Raw genomic sequence first — 18879 nt, forward strand, 5'->3', positions numbered from 1 at the left:
CGCCGTTACAACGGTCCTGTGGCGTCCTCAGTGGCGAACAGGACCGTTTCTTTGCGCCCGATTGCGCCAGCGACCGGCCAGTCCTCGGCCGCGTCTGCGCCGTCGGCGGCGTGGCTTGCGGCCTCAGCCTTCTCGGCGCCAGAAACAAGCAGCCACACGCGGTCCGCGCTCTGCACCGCCGGCAGGGTGAGGGTGGCGCGCTCCGCCGGCGGTTTGGGGGAGTCGGTGACCGCCACAACCAACGCGTCTCGCTCCCGGACGGCGTCGGTATGGGGAAACAGGGAGTTGATGTGACCCTCGCCGCCCATGCCCAGCAGGTGCAGATCGAAGCCGCCGTCGCCAACGAGTTCCTGGTACTGCTCGACCGCGGCGTTCATCGGGCCGCCATCGAGGCCGTAGCCGTGAATGTTGCTCTCCGGGATGTCCACGTGCGACAGCAGCGCCGACCTCGCCTGGCCTTCGTTGGAGTCCGGGTGGTCCACCGGCACATTGCGCTCGTCGCCGAAGAACACCTCAACCCGCGTCCAGTCAATTGGCTCATCAACTAACCGTGCGAGCAGGGCGGTTCCCGCAGTGCCGCCCGTGAGCACCACGCGCGTGGAGCGACCGGTGGCCTGGATCTCGGCCATGACGTCGGTGAACCGTGAGGCGACGTCGTCAAGAAGCGATGGCAGGTCTTTATAGCTCATGGTCTACTCCTGACAGCCCGCGCAAAGCGCGTTCGTAAGTGGCATCGGGGCCGAGGTGGCGTAGATCCTCCGCGAGACTCTCCGCGTCGCTGCGCTCACCCATAGCGACGAGCGAGTCTGCGTGGCCGGGGGTGGAAATGCGCACGGTGTGGCTGTCCTGGACGGCCACTTCAACGTCGCCGTCTTCGCAACGCAGCGCGAGCCGGGTGATAGGAAAGCTCCCCGCGGGATCAGCCTGACGTCGGGTGACCTGCACGTTCAAGCTGGAAGCGAGCCAGCCAGCAGCGACGTCCACGCTCGGGTCGCCGGCGGCACCGGCAATCTCGGCACTCAGGATGCGCTTGCCGGGGTGGCGGTCTAGGGCCGAGGCCACAATGCCCCGCCACGGCGTGATGCGCGACCACATCACGTCTGAGTCCCCATCCACGTACCCCGCTGTGAGGCGTTGCAGGGTCATCCCGTTGCCGTCCCGGCGCAGGTTCGTAATGCGGCGCTGCGCGATCCGTCCGAGCTGGGTGTCGGCAGGGCGCTCCGGGGCCTTTTGCGGCCAGCAGACCACGACGGGGGTGTCCGGCAGAAGTAGGGGTGTGACAATCGCACCCAGGTGGCTCGTGAGTTCGCCGTAGAGCCGCATCACCACGACCTCGGAGGCGCCGGCATCGCTGGCCACAAGTACCTGGGCATCGAGGCGGGTGGCTGCGCCGGTGTCACCGGAGATGAGGACGAGCACGCGCGCTGGGTGCTCGAACGACGCGTTGCGCAGGGTCTCTAGGGTGTCGTCGATGGAGTCCGCGCCGGAGTCGTCGATGGCGACGAGAAGGGTCAGCACGCGCCCGGTGGTTAGCGAGTGGCTTTCCCGGGCCTTGGCGAGTTCTGCGCCAATGGCCTTAGTGGATGTGTCAGGCAGTTCGATGATCATGTGGTTCGACCTTTCTTACGGGCGGCGCCACACGCGGCCGTCTTTGGCCAGCATGCGATCGGCGGACGCCGGCCCCCACGTGCCGGCCGCGTAGTCGTCCGGACGGCCCTGCTCGGCCCAGTAATCAAGCACCGGGTCCAGGATCTCCCAGCTGCGCTCCACTTCCGAGTTGGTGGGGAACAGGCTGGACTCGTCCAACAGCGCGTCCAGGATGAGGCGTTCGTAGGCCTCGGGGGATTGCTCGGTGAACGCCTCCGAGTACGAGAAGTCCATGTTTACATCCCGCAGTTCCATGCCGGGTCCGGGCACCTTGGATCCGAAGCGCATGAGCACGCCCTCGTCCGGCTGCACCCGGATAACCACGGCGTTATTGGTGAGTAGATCCGCCTGGCCCTTAGAGAACGGCTGATACGGAGGGCGCTTGAACACCAGCGCGATCTCGGTCACCCTCCTGCCCAGGCGCTTCCCGGTGCGCAGGTAGAACGGCACCCCGGCCCAGCGGCGGGACTCGATCTGCAGTGTGCATGCCGCGTAGGTTTCGGTCGTGGATTCTGGGTCGAACCCGTCCTCCTCGCGCAGGCCCACAACCTTCTTCGAACCCTGCCAGCCCGCGGTGTACTGCCCGCGGGCGGTGGTCTTGCCAAACGGCCCGACGGCGGAGGTTGCCCGCAGCACCTTTAGTTTTTCCGCGCGCAGTTGGGCTGGGGAGAAGGATGTCGGCTCCTCCATCGCCACCAGCGCCAGCAGCTGGATCAGGTGGTTTTGGATCACGTCGCGGGCTGCGCCGATACCGTCGTAGTAGCTGGCGCGGCCGCCGAGACCGATATCTTCCGCCATGGTGATCTGTACGTGGTCGATGTAGTGCGAGTTCCACACCGGCTCGAACATTTGGTTGGAAAAGCGCAGCGCAAGAATGTTTTGCACCGTCTCTTTACCCAGGTAGTGGTCGATGCGGAACACCGAGCGCTCGGGGAAGACGGCGCCAACCACGTCGTTGAGCTCCTTGGCGGAGGCGAGATCGTGGCCAAACGGCTTTTCAATGATCACGCGGCGCCAGTCGTTGGCACCCGCCTTCGCCATCCCGCAGCGATCAAGCTGGTGGACTACCTCGGCGAAGAACTCCGGGGGCACGGACAAGTAGTACGCCCAGTTCCCAGCCGTGCCGCGGTGCTCGTCGCTGCGCTTGCAGGCAGCAGCCAAGTCGTCGAACGCCGCGTCGTCGTCGAAGTTGCCCCGGACAAACTCCAGGCCTTCGGCGAGGCGCTGCCAGACGTTCTCGTGGAACTCGGTGCGGGCACCGTTGAGGATCGCCTCGCGCACGTAGTCCTGAAAGTCTGCCTTGTCCCATTCGCGCCTGCCGTAGCCGATGAGGGTGAACCCGCCGGGAAGCAGGCCGCGATTAGCCAGGTCGTAGATGGCCGGAAGCAGCTTCTTGCGAGCGAGGTTACCCGTCACACCAAAGATGACCATGCCCGATGGTCCGGCGATCTGGGGGAGGCGTTTATCTGCGGGGGAGCGCAGCGGATTGGACCACTGCCGGTGCGGTTCAGTCACGTCAGGCGAGCTTAGCAGCCATGGAATCGAGCAGGTCTTGCCACGCGTCCACGAACTTCTCCACGCCTTCGCGCTCCAGCACCGCGACGACGTCGTCGAGGTCGATACCGACCTCGCTCAGCGCCGCAAACACCTCGCGGGAGACGGCCTCGGTGCCGGTGAGTGTGTCGCCGTGGACACCACCGTCTCGCAGCACCGCATCCAGCGTCTTTTCCGGCATCGTGTTCACCGTGTCCGGGCCAGCCAGCTCGGTCACGTACATGGTCGCCGGGTACGCCGGGTTCTTTACACCGGTAGACGCCCACAGCGGACGCTGCGCATTCGCGCCCGCGGGCAGCGTATCGACGCCAGCTTCGCCAAACTCCGACTGGAACAACGCGTACGCCAACCGGGCGTTCGCGATGCCGGCCTTACCGCGCAGTGCCAGCGCCTCGTCGGTGCCGATGGTTTCGAGCCGCTTGTCCACCTCGGTGTCCATGCGGGAGACGAAGAAGGACGCCACCGAGTGGATGCGGCTCACATCGTGGCCATTGGCGGCAGCCTGCCGGATGCCCTCCTTGTAGGCCTTGATGACCTGCTTGTAACGCGCCACCGAGAAAATCAGGGTGACGTTGACAGAGATGCCGTCCGCCAACGCCGCGGTCACGGCGGGCAGGGATTCGTCGGTGGCCGGAATCTTAATCATCAAGTTCTCGCGGTCAACGAGTTCCCACAGTTCGCGTGCCTGCGCGATGGTCTTGGCCTCGTCAGCGGCGTAGCGCGGGTCAACTTCGATGGAGACGCGCCCGTCTTTACCGCCGGTGGTGTCGTACGTGTCGCGAAAAAGGTCGCAGGCGTCCTGGACATCTTTGACGCTCATGGCGTACACCGCAGCGTCCGCCGTGGTGCCGGCGAGCTTGAGCTCCGCCAGCTGGTCGTCGTAGTGCGTGCCGGTGCCCATGGCCGCGGCGAAGATAGCCGGGTTGGTGGTCACGCCAACGATTGACTTTTCCGCCTTGACCTCCCCGAGGTTGCCGGTGGCGATGCGTTCGCGGGACAGGTCGTCGAGCCAAGTGGAGGTGCCAACCTCGAAGAGTTCGTCAATGGCATTCATTCGTCAGTTCCTTCCTATTAGATCTCGTTAACGAGCCTGCGAGTTAACGCCCGTCTCCGCGAGTCGGCTCGGATTCGGTGTTGCCGACGCGGACGCTCGTCGCTACGCTGCGTTGTTCGCGCACGCAGTCGAGGGTCTCGCGCGCGACGCGGACAACGTTGTCGGTAGTGAACCCGAAGCGTTCGAACAGCTCGGCGCCGGGGGCCGAGGCCCCGAAGTGCTCAAGCGAGACAGCGCGGCCGTATTCGCCGAGAAAGCGGAACCACGGCATGGAGGTCGCCGCCTCCACCGAGACGCGGGCCTTGACATCGCGAGGAAGCACCGAGTCGATGTATGCATCGTCCTGTTCCATGAACCAGTCCATGGACGGCACGGACACGACGCGGGTCGCCGTGCCCTCGGATTCAAGCACCTTCGCCGCCTCCACTGCGTACTGGACTTCCGAGCCGGAGGCCATCAGGATGAGGTCGGGGGTCTCGGCGGACGCCTCGACTAGGACGTAAGCGCCGCGGGCGACGCCGTCGAAGGCCTTCTCCTTGGTGCCCTCGAGCACCGGCAGGTTCTGGCGGGACAGCGCCAGCGCCTTCGGCTGCTCCTTGGCTTCCAGCGCCGCAATCCAGGCCGCTGAGGTCTCGTTCGCATCCGCCGGGCGAATAACGGCCACGTCCGGGATCGCGCGCAGCGCGGCCAGGGTTTCCACGGGCTGGTGGGTTGGGCCGTCCTCGCCGAGGCCGATGGAGTCGTGCGTGAACACGTAGTAGCCGTCGATGCCGGAGAGAGCGGCCACGCGAATCGCCGGGTAGAGGTACTCGGAGAAGATCAGGAAGGTGCCGCCGTAAACGCGGGTGCCGCCGTGCAGGGCAATGCCGTTCATCACCGAGCCCATGGCGTGCTCTCGGATGCCGAAGTGCAGGTTTCGCCCGTACGGGTGAGCGGAGAATTTCTCGGTGGAGATGGCCTGCGGGCCAAAGGACTTCGCGCCCTTGATCAAGGTGTTGTTGGAGCCGGCCAGGTCGGCGGAGCCGCCCCAGAGCTCCGGCAGTGCGGCCGCGGCGGCCTGGATGGCGGCTTCGGACGCTTTGCGGGTGGCCAGGCCCTTGGCGTCCGGCTCCCAGGTGGGGAAGTCCTTCTTCCAATCGGCCGGCAGCTCGCGCGCGGTGAGACGGTCCAGCAGCGCCTTGCGCTCGGGGTTTGCCTGCGCCCATGCGTCGAACTTCTCGTTCCACGCTGCGTGCTTCGCAGCCGCACGCTCACGCAGCCTGCGGGAGTGGGCGATCACTTCGCCTTCCTCCGGGAACATCACGGCCGGGTCGAAGCCGAGTGCCTCCTTGACAGCGGCTACCTCGTCGGCGCCCAACGCAGCGCCGTGGATGGCGCCGGTGTTCATGAGGTTCGGGGCCGGGTACCCGATGACGGTCTTGACGCGAATGATGGTCGGCTTGCCCGGCTCGGCCTTCGCCTCAGCAACCGCGGACTCGATGGCGGCGACGTCTTCGCCGGACTCGACGGTGAGCGTCTGCCACCCGTAGGCCTCGTACCGCTGCAGTACGTCCTCGGTGAACGCGATCTGGGTGTCGTCCTCGATGGAAATGCGGTTGTCGTCCCAGAACAGGATGAGGTTTCCGAGCTGTTGGGTGCCGGCGAGGGAAGACGCCTCCGAGGTCACACCCTCCTGCAGGCAGCCGTCGCCGGCGACGACGTAGATGTAGTGGTCGAATGGAGATTCGCCCGCAGGTGCATCGGGGTCGAACAGCCCGCGCTCGCGCCGCGCCGCCATGGCCATGCCCACTGCGGATGCCAAACCCTGGCCGAGCGGGCCCGTGGTGATCTCGATGTGGTCGGTGTGGTTGTACTCCGGGTGGCCCGGGGTCTTCGAGCCCCAGGTGCGCAGATCCTTCAAATCCTGCAGCTCAAGCCCGAAGCCGCCCAGGTAGAGCTGCACGTACTGGGTGAGCGAGGAGTGGCCGTTAGACAGCACGAACCGGTCGCGGCCCACCCAGTCCTTGTCGGCCGGGTCAACGTCCATGACGCGCTGGAAGAGCGTGTACGCCAGCGGCGCGAGGCTCATAGCGGTGCCGGGGTGGCCGGAGCCGCAGTGCTCCACGGCGTCCGCGGCGAGTACCCGGGCCGTATCCACCGCCCGGGTGTCGGTGTCAGTCCAGTCCTCGGGGTAGTTGCGCTCGGTCATCGCCTGCAGTTCAGGGGGCAGCGTCATGGGGTCCTCGCTTTCTCTAAGGTCGCTCAAAAGCATATCGCTTATCGACGCCTCCGGGAGATCGCCCTCACTCGATGCATTCCGGATTCGTGCCCGCGTGTTGGAAAGGGCTACCATCGTCCGAAGGTATGATTGCCCGCGCAATCCGCAGCACATAAAAGGAGAGAGTTGTTGGAGACCATCAAGGCATATTTCGCGTTGACGAAGCCGAGGGTCATTGAACTTCTCTTGGTGGCCGCGATCCCTGCGATGTTGCAGGCCGACCGCGGCGAGGTGCACCTCTGGCTGGTCCTGGGCACGTTGCTCGGCGGCTGGATGGGTGCTGCAGCGGCCAACACCTTCAACATGGTCGCTGACTACGACATCGACCAGAAAATGGGGAGAACCCGCGCCCGCCCGCTCGTGCGCCACTCGGTGACGAAGCAGAAGGCGGCGGTGTTCGCCTGGGTCATGCTGGCGCTGTCAGTGCTGTGGCTCGGCCTGCTGTGCAACTCCTGGCTGGCCGCCTTTTTCATTGTGCTGACCAATTTCTTCTACATCTTCGTGTACACGAAGTGGCTGAAGCGCCGCACCTGGCAGAACGTGATTTGGGGCGGGGCAGCGGGCTGCATGCCCGTGCTCGTCGGCTGGGCTGTCATCCGCGACAATGTCCAGGACGGGTCCGCCGACAACTGGTGGCAGGCCATCGTGATGTTCCTCATCATCTTCTTCTGGACGCCGCCGCACACATGGGCCCTGGCAATGAAGTACAAGGACGACTACGCGCGCGCAAAGGTGCCGATGTTGCCGGTGGTCGCCTCGGCTGAAGATACCAGCCGGCAGATCGTCATCTACTCCTGGATCACCGTGGCCGTCTCACTGCTGCTCGTGCCGGCGGCTTCGTGGATCTACTTCGTCATCGCGGTGGTCTCCGGCGCGGCCTTCCTGGTCATGGCCACCAGGCTGCACCAAGGCATCGTGCGCGGCGAGAACGTCAAGCCGCTCAAGTTGTTTATCTTGTCCAACAACTACTTGGCCGCGCTCTTCCTCGGGCTCTCCTTCGATGCCGTGCTGGGCTGGGAGACCGTCGGGGAGCTGGTGTTCTAAACCTCCAGCACCACAGAGCCGGCGGTCTTTCGCGCCTGCAGGTCCGCATGGGCCTCGCGGGCGTTTTCCAATTTGTACGGCGGGTGGATACGAATCTTCACCGTGCCATCTTCCACCGCGCGGGCCACAGCCTGGGCACGCATGAGGAACTCGTCGTCGGTGGCGACGTAGTGCTTGAGCGACGGACGGGTGAGAAACAGCGCGCCGTGGGCGTTGAGTTCCTGAATCTTAAACGGCTCCACGTCGCCTGAGGCAGACCCGAACGAGCACACCAGTCCCCGCGGACGGGTGACGTCGAGGCACATTTGGAAGGTGTCGTTGCCCACGCCGTCGTAGACCACGTCCACGCCACCGCCGCTTTCTGTCTTGATCTGCTCGGCCAGGTCGTCGCCGTAGCGGAACACCTTGGTCGCGCCGGCATCGTAGGCGAGCTTTTCCTTCTCGTCGGTGGAGACAACGGAGTACACCGTCGCCTCTTCGGCCGCCGCCATCTGGGTGAGGATCAGGCCAACACCGCCCGCCCCCGCGGTGACCACCATCGTGTCGCCCGGCCTGGTCTCCCGCACGCCGTGAAGGAGGTAGTGGGCCGTCATGCCTTGCAGCAGCATCGAGGCCGCCACTGCCGGCTCAACGCCCTCCGGTACGGCCACGAGGCGGTTGCGGTCTACCGCCACCTGCTCAGCGTAGGAGCCGGGGGCGTCGTGCCAAGCGACCAGGGTGCCCGGCGCGATCTCGCCGAGCGGGTCTTCCACTACACGCCCGCAGCCCTCCGTGCCCGGGATGTACGGGGGATCGGAGGGGTATGTGCCGGAGCGAAAGTAGGTGTCGATGAAGTTGATGCCGGCGTAGCTGACGTCGATAAGCAGCTGGCCCTTACTGGGAACCGGCGCCTCGACATCCTTGTATTCAAGGACCTCCGGGCCGCCGTGTGAGGTGACAACGATTGCTTTCATGTCACACGAGCGTAGGCAACCTGCGTTTCCCGTGTGCGAAAAGGAAGGAACTAAATGCAACCACGGCAGACGACATTGCAATGTGCGCCGGGATTGTCCAGCGTGGAACGCCGAGACGGAACTGTGTGACGCCGATGGCCCACTGCACCAAAATCAGGGCGATCAGCACGTACGAGGTGCGGAGCGCGTCCTCGGGTGCGCCAGAGTTGCGCAGCAGCACAGTGGTGATGATGGTGGCAATCAGGTAAAGGTACATGCACACCGCGTGGACGTACGCCAACACGCGTGTGTCCATTTGGAGGCGCCCCTCCATGCCGACCCCGGAGTCGCCGGAGTGCGGGCCCGAGCCGGTGACCATCGTGCCGGTGATGAGCACCACGCAGAGCGCGGCGGCGGCGATGAGCGTCCATGTCTGCGCCGACGTGGGGTAGCGGCGAGTGGGTGAGGCCTCGTCCGGCTCAGCGATCCGCATGTAGAGCATCGCAGCCACGAACACCAGCACCATGGAGGGCAGGAAGTGTACGGCCACAGACCACCAGCGGAGGTCCAGCAGCACCGATATGCCGCCGATGACCGCCTGCAGGACAACCCCGAGCAGCGAGACCCAGGCAAGGGTTGTAATCTCCTTGCGCCGGCGCGCACGGATCACGGCGAGCAGCACCAGCGCCGCAGAGGCCGCGACGACGAACGTGAGGGTGCGGTTGCCAAATTCGATGGCCTGGTGGATCCACGGTGCCGCGCCCGCCACCGGCACGAGCGAGCCCTCGTGGCACAGCGGCCACGTGTTGCAACCCAGCCCCGAGCCAGTCACGCGCACCAGCGAGCCCGTGACGGTGATGCCGCCCTGGCACAGCAGCAGCACCATTGCGAGGACGCGCTGCAGCTTCAATGACGGGTTGCGCCAGGCTTCCCTCCAGGAACGGGGACGGGTCTCAGCTGTGGTTGCAGTCACTAGTTCTCCAACTTTCGGACGATGGCGATCGTGGCAGAGTGTATCGCGCCTAGCCGTCGAAACGGAACAGGCGCACGGCCGCCGTGATTGCGGCTCCCCCCCATACGGCGAGCGACACCCACGCAGCCCAGTTGACGTGCAACTGCACCGCCTGAACCAGTGTGCCCGCCAGCGCGACGGTGGGAACCGCATTCCACCAGCCGGCGTGGGCGATATCGGACGAGTAACCCACCCAGCCGAGGACCCCCATGAGCACCAGCCAGATGAGGTTGGCCAGCGCGAGCACCAACTCCGAGCTCAGGGTGCCACCCATGAGCAGACCCAACGCGGTAAACACCGCGACACCGAGCAGCAGGGTAGCCAAGCCGAATGCTGCTCCGGCGGCGGAGACCCGCCAACCCAGCGCGAAGGCGATGGCGCTGAGCACCACGATCTGCACCAGCACAGTCGCAAGCACGCCGAGGATCTTGCCGGCGATGATGGTCCAGGCGGGCACTCCCGACGCGCCCGTGCGCTTCAGTGCTCCGTAGCGGCGGTCAAACGCCACTGCAATGGCCTGGCCGGTGAAACCGGCGCCGGTAGCGGCAACAGCGAACACCATCGGCACCAGCACGTCGAAGCTCGTGTTGTCGCCCAGGATCGGCGCGAAGTGCGCGGCAACGAGGATTGCTGCCGGGATGATGACATTGACAAGAAGCTGCTCGCCGTGGCGCAACATGAGCTTTGCTTCGATCTTGCCCTGGGCCGCCACCATCGCCGCGAAGGAGGCTCGCTGCGGTGCGGGGGCAAAGACCCCGGGGGTGAGTGCGTTTGCCTGCATTAGCTCCTCAACTCTCTTCCGGTCAGATCCAAAAACACGTCCTCCAAGTTGCGGTGCGAAACGCTGAGCTCCCGAATCAGCACATCCTGCCGGGCAGCCTCACGCGCCAGCTTCTCGACGACCTCCGGTGAGCCCGTTCCCCGGACCCGGTAACTCCGCGGGCGGACTTCCTCGACGCTCAGGCCTGCGGGCGCGAGCGCGTCGCTAAGCGGGCGGGTGTCCAGGACGTCTGCGGTCTCCACGGACAGCACCGGGAACTCGTCGTGGTTGGTTAGCTCGGACGGGGATCCCTGGGCGACGACCTTGCCGTGGTCGATGATGACCACGTCGTCTGCGAGCTGCTCGGCCTCGTCCATGAGGTGCGTGGTGAGCACCACGCTCACCCCGTCGCGCTTCATGGCGGCGATGATGTCCCAGACCGCGATTCGGGACTGCGCATCCATACCCGCGGTGGGCTCGTCCAAAAAGATCAGCTCGGGCCGGCCGATCATGGCGAGCGCGAGCGAAAGGCGCTGCTGCTGCCCGCCGGAAAGCCTGCGGTAGCTCGTGTTCGCGATCCCCTCAAGGCCCAGGAGCTGCATGAGCCACTGCGGGTCGTGCGGATTGGCGTTGTACCCCGCCGCAAGTTCAAGCATCTCGCGCACGGACACACTGGCGTATGCGCCACCGCCTTGGAGCATGATGCCGATGCGGTTGCGCACTGCTTGCGGGTTGGCCACCGGGTCCATGCCGAGTACGCGGATAGTGCCCGAGGTCGGTGTGGTAAATCCCTCGCACATCTCAATGGTGGTGGTTTTCCCGGCGCCGTTGGGCCCAAGCAGCGCGAGCAGCTGGCCGCGCCGTGCTGTGAAGCTGAGGCCATCTACCGCCGTCGTGCCCCCGAAACGCTTGACAACGTTGTCGACGACCAGCGCGTGATCACTCATGGGAGATGAGTGTAGACCGTCGCCGCTTCCACTCCCGAAGCACGAGGAGGACGACGCCTGCTAGGAAGGCGAAGCCAAGGATCGCTGCGCCGTAAATTGTCGCAACTGCATCGGCTTGTAACCGCAGGCCGCGGGGCAGCACCAAGAAGCTCACCAGGGCGCTGTATCCGGCGACGGAGGCGCGGAATGCAAATCGGTTCGCCCAGGCAGCGAGGGGCAGGATGGCCCAGAGCGGGTACCAGGGGTGGACGACTGGGAAGAGGATGACCAGCACGATCGTGGAGACGCCGAGGCCACCGACCGGGTGGATCGCGCCGCGGTAGGTGGCCCACAGCATGCGGACAACGAAGGCGGCGGCGACCGCGAGACCCGCCCACCGCGTCACGCTCAGCATCGCATCGGTGTGGTCGCCGAGCCCGAGCTGCATGCCGAGGAACCCCCCGGCGACGCCAATGTCTGTGGTGAGTGAGAGCCAGCTGCGGATCTGCGCCGCGCCACCCTGCCCCGTGACCCACCCGAGCCCGATCCCGGAAACGAGCGAGACCGCGATGGCGGTTGCCGCCAGCACCAGCGTCTGCAGCACGGCCGCAGCCAGGATAGAGCGGGCACCCAGTGCGGTGTTTGTACCCCGCGACCGCAGGTGGCGGGCGAGCGCCATGCCGGTGAAACCGAGGGCGAGGAAACCGACGACTTTCACCATGCCTGCGCAGCTGATAACGGCCGTCGATGCCCCGAATAGAGCCCATCCGGCGCGGTTGCCGGCCTGGATCCGGTCGATCCCGCGCAGTCCCATCTCGAGACCGACGAGCAGCAGACCCATCATGATGGCTTCGTTGTGAATGCCGCCGACCATGTGCAGCACCGTGAGCGGGTTGAGGATGCCCAGCCACAGCGCCGCGGGCCCGGACACGCCGCAGCGGCGGGCGAGCGCCAGGATGCCCCACGCCGCCGCGAGGATGCCGGCGACGGAGACGGCGCGGTGCGCGAGCACGCCCCAAAAGATCGAGTCTCCGGTGAGGTGAGAAATGATCGCCGCCGTCCCCAGCGCCACCGGGCCGTAGGGGCTGGGGGAGTGCGCCCAGATGAACGGCACGGACCGGGCCAGGTGGTGCTCCACGCCCAGAATCTCCACCGGGCCGGAAGCATACGGGCCCAGCCCCTGACGCACGATGGTGCCGTTGGCCAGGTACGAATAAATGTCCTGAGTGAACAGGGGCGCGGTGGCCATGAGCGGAATGACCCACGCGATGAACGTCCGCAACACCTCAGGCGTGCTGGAACGCACCCCGCGTGCTGGTCCAGGAGAAGCGCCGACGCAGGGTGCCATTGCGAGCCACGCAGCGACGAGCATTCCTACGCCGATGAGGACAAGCGAGTTCGACGTCAGCATCATCCGGCCCATCTCGGTGCCCAGTGGAAAGTCCTGCCAGGGGTTTTCCACCACAGGCAGCGCGCCGCCGCCGAGGCCAGCGAAACCGATGAGGAACGTGCCCGCGGCGCCGAGATAGCGCAGAAGGGCGAACCTGCTGTGCGCGCGGGAACGCCCATTCGTTCCCGTGGGCGGCGCGGAAATAGGCGGCGTGGCGGGGTCGTGCAGCAGTGTTGAGCGAGACCCTGGCCGTCCCATCCGGGGCAGCTCGCTGGCCACAGTCGCACGGCGGCCGCTGCGGGAGCTCCTGACATCACGCGGGCTGGTGGTCACGTTGCCGTGCTGCGGATGGTTTGGGGTGGTCACGTCTGAACAGTCTAAGGCGCTGCCCGACGCGGCAGTGGGGTGCGGGTGCAGCACCCGGTGCTGCAGGAATATTTAGAACACACTAGTGTTGTGAAAAGGCAGCGACCCCGACCACATCGAGCGAAAGGTGGTGCCATCGTGGATTCCCACACCCCCGTTCCTACGGATGCGTCCCGCGCTGGCGGAGACACGCGTTCGCAGGTGATGTCGGTCCTGCTGAAACGTGGCCCGGTTACTGCCAGCGACATAGCGGAAGAACTCCAGTTGTCTGCAGCTGGGGTTCGCCGCCACGTTGACAAACTCGTCAGCGAAGGCTTGGCGGAGGCGTGCGCTCCGCGCAATGTAGCGGGAGAAGAGCAAGGACGCGGCCGGCCGGCCAAACACTTCCGGCTCACCGCCGCGGGGCGCGAGCGCTTCGGATCGAACTACGACGGCCTCGCTCTCGATGCCGTCGAGCTGATCCAGCGCATCGGCGGCGAGGACGCGGTGCGCGACTTTGCCCGCTCACGCGTGGAAAAAATTCTCGGCCGCGTGGAGCCGGGTGCTGACGCTGAAGAGACGGCGCAGCGCGTCGCCGCCGCCCTCGAGGACCACGGGTACGCGCCTAGCGTCCACCGCACCGATTCTGGCATTCAAATCTGCCAGCATCACTGCCCGGTGTCAGCGGTCGCCACGGCGTACCCGGAGTTTTGCGAGGCGGAGCGGGAGGCGGTGGCGCGCATCGTCGATACGCATGTGCAGCCGCTTGCCCTCATCGCAGACGGACACGGAATCTGCACGACTAACATTCCCCTTGCCGGCCAGCCTGTATCCGCGTCAGCGGACACAGCGGCGGGGACCGCAATGAAAGGAGCGGCTGACAATGACTGAAGTGAAGCCCACACCAGGCCTTGAAAGGCCGATGAACGACGACGAAATCATTGAGTCGATCGGTGCCTACAACTACGGTTGGCACGATTCCGACGCTGCCGGCGCAGCTGCGCGCCGTGGCTTGAACGAAGATGTCGTGCGCGACATCTCCGGTATCAAGGGCGAGCCGGAGTGGATGCTCAACCAACGCATGAAGGCGCTGGAGATTTTTGAGAAGAAGCCGATGCCCACGTGGGGCGCGGATCTTTCCGACATCGACTTCGACAACATCAAGTACTACGTGCGCTCGACTGAGCAGCAGGCGGCCTCGTGGGACGACCTGCCGGAGGACATTAAGAGCACCTACGACAAGCTCGGCATCCCCGAGGCGGAGAAGCAGCGTCTCGTCGCCGGCGTTGCCGCCCAGTACGAATCCGAGGTGGTCTACCACCAGATCCGCGAGGACCTGGAGGAAAAGGGTGTCATCTTCGTTGACACCGACACCGCCCTGCGTGAGCACGAGGACCTGTTCAAGGAGTACTTCGGCTCCGTCATTCCGGCTGGCGACAACAAGTTTTCTGCACTCAACACCGCTGTGTGGTCGGGTGGCTCCTTCATCTACGTCCCGCCGGGGGTCCACGTGGACATCCCGCTGCAGGCGTACTTCCGCATTAACACGGAAAACATGGGCCAGTTTGAGCGCACGCTGATCATCGTCGATGAAGATGCGTACGTGCACTACGTGGAGGGTTGCACCGCGCCGATTTACAAGTCGGACTCGCTGCACTCCGCTGTGGTGGAAATCATCGTGAAGAAGGGTGGCCGCTGCCGGTACACGACCATCCAGAACTGGTCCAACAACGTCTACAACCTGGTCACGAAGCGCGCCAAGGCTGAAGAGGGCGCGACCATGGAGTGGGTCGACGGCAACATCGGCTCCAAGGTGACCATGAAGTACCCGGCTGTGTGGATGACCGGACCGCACGCGCGCGGTGAGGTGCTCTCCGTCGCGTTCGCAGGGGAAGGGCAGTTCCAGGACACCGGCGCGAAGATGACGCACATGGCGCCGCACACGTCGTCGTCCATCGTGTCCAAGTCCGTCGCTCGCGGCGGCGGCCGCGCCGCCTACCGCGGCCTCGTGCAAGTCAACACCAATGCGCACAACTCCGTGTCCAACGTGGAGTGCGACGCGCTGCTGGTGGACGACATTTCGCGCTCCGACACGTACCCGTACAACGACATCCGCAACGACCGCGTGACCCTCGGCCACGAGGCCAAGGTGTCGAAGGTGTCCGAGGACCAGCTGTTCTACCTGATGTCCCGCGGCATTCCGGAGGATGAAGCCATGGCGATGATCGTGCGCGGCTTCGTCGAGCCGATTGCCAAGGAGCTGCCCATGGAGTACGCGCTGGAGCTCAACCGTCTCATCGAGCTGCAAATGGAAGGATCGGTGGGCTAAATGTCCGACCAGCAAACCGTTGCAAACGTAGTGCGCAACGCCACCACGCACAACAACAAGGGCGACCTCTTTTCCTCGTTTGATGTCGAGGACTTCGACGTTCCTGGTGGACGCGACGAGGTCTGGCGGTTCATCTCCCTGCGCCGCCTCCGTGGCCTGCACAACGGCCAGTTTGCGCCCCAGGCTCCCGTGCAAATCGCGGTCGACGGCCCGTCCGAGGTGTCCGTCGAGCAAGCTCCGCTTACCGACGAGCGCGTGACCGCCGCGGGCGCCCCGGTTGACCGCGTCGCGGCCCAGGCCTGGACGTCCTCCGACCACGCCACGTTGATCTCGGTGCCGGCAAACGTCGAGTTGGCAGAGCCGATCACCGTCACCATCACGGGCGCGGGCGTCGATGCGACCACCTTTGGCACCGTCGTGGTGGAGACCGGCGCAAACTCGGCCGCTACTGTCGTGGTCCGCTACACGGGCTCCGGCACGCACGCCGACAACGTGAACTGGGTGATTGGCGAGGGATCCCGCGTGAACGCTGTGGTGGACGCGGATTGGGCTCTCGACACCGTGCACGTGGGCCAGCAGTCGATCGTCGTCAAGCGCGATGCGACCCTGCGCCACCACGTCGCAGCCTTCGGCGGTGAGGTCGTGCGCATCACTCCGCGCCTCGCTTTTGCGGCGCCCGGCGGCGACGCCGAGCTGACCGGCGTGTACTTCGCAGACGCCGGCCAGTACATCGAGAACCGTCTCCTGGTGGATCACGCAGTGCCGAACTGCCGGTCCAACGTGCTGTACAAGGGCGCGCTCCAGGGCGACAAGGGCTCCAAGCTGCCGGAAGCACGCACCTGCTGGGTGGGCGATGTACTGATCCGCGCTGAGGCGAAGGGCACCGACACGTACGAGACCAACCGCAACCTGGTGCTTACCGACGGAGCGCGCGCTGACGCCATCCCGAACCTGGAGATCGAGACCGGTGAGATTGCCGGTGCAGGTCACGCGGCGACCGTCGGTCGCTTCGACGACGACCAGCTGTTCTACCTGCGCTCCCGCGGCATCCGCGAGGAAGATGCCACCCGCCTGATCATCCGCGGCTTCTTCAACGAAGTCCTCAACCAGATTCCGGTCGAGTCGGTGCGGGAGGAACTTATCTCCCGTGTCGCCGGCGAGCTCGAGCGCAACGAAAACTAAAAGGAGCAATACATGTCCACCCTGGAAATTAAGAACCTGCACGCAAATGTCCTTCCCACGGAGGAAGGCCAGGAGGCGAAGCCCATTCTGAAGGGTGTCAACCTCACGATTAACGGCGGAGAGACCCACGCCATCATGGGCCCGAACGGCTCCGGCAAGTCCACGCTCGCCTACACCCTGGCTGGCCACCCGAAGTACGAGGTGACCGAGGGAGAGGTGCTGCTCGACGGCGAGAACATCCTCGACATGGAGATCGACGAGCGCGCCCGCGCTGGTCTCTTCTTGGCCATGCAGTACCCGGTCGAGGTCCCTGGCGTGTCGTCTTCCAACTTCATGCGCTCGGCCGTCACCGCGGTCCGCGGTGAGTCCCCGAAGCTGCGCGAATGGGTCGGCGAGCTCAACGCCGCCCGCGAGGCGCTGCAGATGGACGCGTCCTTCTCCGAGCGGTCGGTGAACGAAGGATTCTCCGGCGGCGAGAAGAAGCGCCACGAGGTTATGCAGCTTTCCCTGATGAAGCCGAAGTTCGCCGTCATGGACGAGACCGACTCCGGCCTGGACGTCGATGCGCTGCGTATCGTGTCCGAGGGCATCAACCGCTACCAGGATGAAACCGGAGGCGGCGTGCTCATGATTACGCACTACAAGCGCATCCTGAACTACGTCCAGCCCGACTTCATTCACGTCTTCGCCGATGGCAAGATCGTGCAGACTGGCGACTCCTCCCTCGCCGACCAGCTCGAGGCCGAAGGTTACGAGAAGTTCATCTAATGGCTCTCGACGTACAAGCAATCCGCAAGGAGTTCCCGATCCTCCAGCGCACCGTCCGTGACGGCAAGCCGTTGGTCTACTTGGATTCGGGAGCGACGTCGCAGCGCCCACAGCGGGTGTGGGACGCCGAGCGTGATTTCGTGCTGGGGTGCAACGCACCCGTGCACCGCGGCTCGTACCAGCTCGCGGAGGAGGCGACCGACGCGTACGAGTCCGCGCGCGAGGCTATTGCGTCGTTCGTGGGCGCGGCGAACGATGAAATCGCGTTTACGAAAAACGCGACCGAGGCACTCAATCTGGTGGCGTATGTGCTGGGCGATTCCCGCGCGGGCTCGCTTGCTGTCGGTGCGGACGACACCATCGTGGTCACTGAGCTGGAGCACCACGCAAACCTGGTGCCGTGGCAGGAGCTCGCTCGTCGCACTGGCGCGACGCTGAAGTGGTACAAGATGACCGAAGACGGCCGAATTGACCTCGACTCGCTTGAGTTGGACGAGTCCGTCAAGGTCGTCGCTTTTACCCACCAATCGAACGTCACTGGCGCGCACGCCGACGTCGACGAGATGGTGCGGCGCGCGAAGGCGGTGGGAGCCGTGACCGTGCTGGACGCGTGCCAGTCTGTGCCGCACATGCCCGTTGACTTCCACGCCTTGGATGTCGATTTTGCGGCGTTTTCCGGCCACAAGATGTGCGGGCCCAGCGGTGTCGGTGCGGTGTACTCAAAGCACCTCAACGAGCTGCCCCCGTTCCTGACAGGCGGCTCGATGATCGAGGTCGTCCGCATGGAGGGATCCACCTACGCGCCAGCACCGCAGCGCTTCGAGGCGGGTACGCAGATGACCTCCCAGGTCGTCGGCTGGGGCGAGGCCGTGCGCTTCCTCACCGAAATCGGCATGGAGAACATCCAGGCCCACGAGCATGAGCTCACCGCGTATGCGCTGGAGCAGCTGCAGGCTATCGACGGCCTCCGGATCGCCGGCCCCCTCACCGCCGAAAAACGCGGCGGCGCGATCGCGTTCGCGGTCGAGGGCGTGCACCCGCACGACCTTGGGCAGGTGCTCGATGCCGAAGGTGTGGCGATCCGCACCGGCCACCACTGCGCGTGGCCCGCGCACCGGGGCTTGGACTTGCAATCGTCGGCGCGAGCGAGCTTCTACCTGTACAACACGCTGGAAGAGGTGGATGCGCTGGTCGCGTCCGTAGCCAAGGCGAAGGAGTTTTTCGCGCGATGAACCTGGAGTCCATGTACCAGGAAGTCATCCTGGATCACTACAAGAACCCGCAGCACGCGGGTTTGCGTGAGCCGTACGAAGCGGAGGTGCACCACGTCAACCCGTCCTGCGGCGACGAGCTAACCCTGCGTGTGCACCTGTCCGAGGACGGCTCGACGGTCGAGGACGTTTCCTACGACGCCGAGGGGTGCTCGATTTCGCAGGCTTCCACGTCGGTGATGGCCGAGGAAGTTATCGGCCTGCCGGTGGAGACAGCGATGGAGAAGCTTGCCGCCTTCGACGAGATGATCACCTCGCGCGGCACCGTCGAGGGCGACGCGGAGATGATCGGTGACGGCGTTGCGTTCGCGGGCGTCGCAAAGTTCCCGGCGCGCGTGAAGTGCGCGCTGCTGGGGTGGAAGGCGTTCCAGGCGGCGACGTCGGACGCACTGGGAGAAAAGGAGTAGC

The 18879-nt window shown here is 65.3% G+C and carries 17 protein-coding genes; 7 read left to right on the plus strand and 10 right to left on the minus strand.

The window, feature by feature from the left end; all coding sequences use genetic code 11:
• Nucleotides 1–5: 5 nt before the first annotated feature.
• The 5 genes from pgl to tkt are packed head-to-tail and all read right to left on the minus strand — an operon-like array spanning nt 6 to nt 6470.
• On the minus strand, nt 6–689 hold the full coding sequence (pgl, locus tag HF989_RS02705) for a 6-phosphogluconolactonase (protein ID WP_168683815.1): 684 nt from the start codon (nt 687–689) through the stop codon (nt 6–8).
• The gene (locus HF989_RS02710; protein ID WP_168683816.1) at nt 679–1608 is read right to left on the minus strand and encodes a glucose-6-phosphate dehydrogenase assembly protein OpcA; all 930 of its coding nucleotides are present in this window, start codon (nt 1606–1608) and stop codon (nt 679–681) included. Before HF989_RS02710 ends, pgl begins: the two co-directional genes overlap by 11 nt.
• 15 nt (nt 1609–1623) lie before the next feature.
• The gene (zwf, locus tag HF989_RS02715; RefSeq protein WP_168683817.1) at nt 1624–3162 is read right to left on the minus strand and encodes a glucose-6-phosphate dehydrogenase; all 1539 of its coding nucleotides are present in this window, start codon (nt 3160–3162) and stop codon (nt 1624–1626) included.
• 1 nt (nt 3163) lies between these two features.
• A complete protein-coding gene (gene tal / locus HF989_RS02720; RefSeq protein ID WP_168683818.1) occupies nt 3164–4255 on the minus strand; it encodes a transaldolase in 1092 nt (363 codons plus the stop codon).
• Nucleotides 4256–4298: 43 nt separating this feature from the next.
• Entirely contained in the window at nt 4299–6470 is a 2172-nt protein-coding gene (gene tkt, locus HF989_RS02725; protein ID WP_168683819.1) for a transketolase, read from the minus strand.
• Between the two features lie 132 nt (nt 6471–6602).
• On the opposite strand from tkt, the gene HF989_RS02730 reads away from it, so the two are divergent.
• Complete coding sequence (locus tag HF989_RS02730; protein WP_168683820.1) at nt 6603–7556, plus strand: heme o synthase; 954 nt, start codon at nt 6603–6605, stop codon at nt 7554–7556.
• On the opposite strand, the gene HF989_RS02735 is transcribed toward HF989_RS02730, so the two are convergent.
• The 5 genes from HF989_RS02735 to mptB all read right to left on the minus strand — a co-directional run bounded on the left by HF989_RS02735 (nt 7553) and on the right by mptB (nt 12834).
• Nucleotides 7553–8509, minus strand: coding sequence for a quinone oxidoreductase family protein (locus tag HF989_RS02735; protein ID WP_168683821.1), 957 nt, complete (start codon nt 8507–8509; stop codon nt 7553–7555). The genes HF989_RS02730 and HF989_RS02735 overlap by 4 nt on opposite strands.
• A gap of 1 nt (nt 8510) precedes the next feature.
• Nucleotides 8511–9374 (minus strand): COX15/CtaA family protein, encoded by an 864-nt coding sequence (locus HF989_RS02740; RefSeq protein ID WP_168683924.1) that lies wholly within the window; start codon nt 9372–9374, stop codon nt 8511–8513.
• A 136-nt stretch (nt 9375–9510) separates the two neighbouring features.
• The gene (locus tag HF989_RS02745; RefSeq protein ID WP_168683822.1) at nt 9511–10281 is read right to left on the minus strand and encodes an ABC transporter permease; all 771 of its coding nucleotides are present in this window, start codon (nt 10279–10281) and stop codon (nt 9511–9513) included.
• On the minus strand, nt 10281–11207 hold the full coding sequence (locus tag HF989_RS02750) for an ABC transporter ATP-binding protein (protein WP_168683823.1): 927 nt from the start codon (nt 11205–11207) through the stop codon (nt 10281–10283). Before HF989_RS02750 ends, HF989_RS02745 begins: the two co-directional genes overlap by 1 nt.
• Nucleotides 11200–12834 (minus strand): polyprenol phosphomannose-dependent alpha 1,6 mannosyltransferase MptB, encoded by a 1635-nt coding sequence (gene mptB, locus HF989_RS02755; RefSeq protein ID WP_168683925.1) that lies wholly within the window; start codon nt 12832–12834, stop codon nt 11200–11202. The genes HF989_RS02750 and mptB overlap by 8 nt, the downstream gene beginning before the upstream one ends.
• Before the next feature lie 243 nt (nt 12835–13077).
• Between mptB and HF989_RS02760 the strand changes: the two genes are divergently transcribed.
• Genes HF989_RS02760 through sufU form a run of 6 tightly spaced genes read left to right on the plus strand, consistent with a single transcriptional unit; the run spans nt 13078 to nt 18878 of the window.
• The gene (locus HF989_RS02760) at nt 13078–13812 is read left to right on the plus strand and encodes a helix-turn-helix transcriptional regulator (protein ID WP_425482974.1); all 735 of its coding nucleotides are present in this window, start codon (nt 13078–13080) and stop codon (nt 13810–13812) included.
• Entirely contained in the window at nt 13805–15250 is a 1446-nt protein-coding gene (gene sufB, locus HF989_RS02765; RefSeq protein ID WP_038611675.1) for a Fe-S cluster assembly protein SufB, read from the plus strand. Before HF989_RS02760 ends, sufB begins: the two co-directional genes overlap by 8 nt.
• Nucleotides 15251–16432 carry a Fe-S cluster assembly protein SufD gene (gene sufD, locus HF989_RS02770; RefSeq protein ID WP_168683824.1) on the plus strand — a complete coding sequence of 394 codons (1182 nt, stop codon included), beginning with the start codon at nt 15251–15253 and terminating at the stop codon, nt 16430–16432.
• Between the two features lie 12 nt (nt 16433–16444).
• Nucleotides 16445–17200 (plus strand): Fe-S cluster assembly ATPase SufC, encoded by a 756-nt coding sequence (gene sufC / locus HF989_RS02775; RefSeq protein ID WP_168683825.1) that lies wholly within the window; start codon nt 16445–16447, stop codon nt 17198–17200.
• On the plus strand, nt 17200–18432 hold the full coding sequence (locus HF989_RS02780) for a cysteine desulfurase (protein WP_168683826.1): 1233 nt from the start codon (nt 17200–17202) through the stop codon (nt 18430–18432). Before sufC ends, HF989_RS02780 begins: the two co-directional genes overlap by 1 nt.
• Nucleotides 18429–18878, plus strand: a complete 450-nt coding sequence (gene sufU / locus HF989_RS02785; protein WP_038611663.1) for a Fe-S cluster assembly sulfur transfer protein SufU — start codon at nt 18429–18431, stop codon at nt 18876–18878. Before HF989_RS02780 ends, sufU begins: the two co-directional genes overlap by 4 nt.
• The last annotated feature ends 1 nt before the right edge of the window (nt 18879 follow it).

The sequence above is a fragment of the Corynebacterium mucifaciens genome (genome assembly GCF_012396315.1).
GTDB lineage: Bacteria > Actinomycetota > Actinomycetes > Mycobacteriales > Mycobacteriaceae > Corynebacterium > Corynebacterium mucifaciens.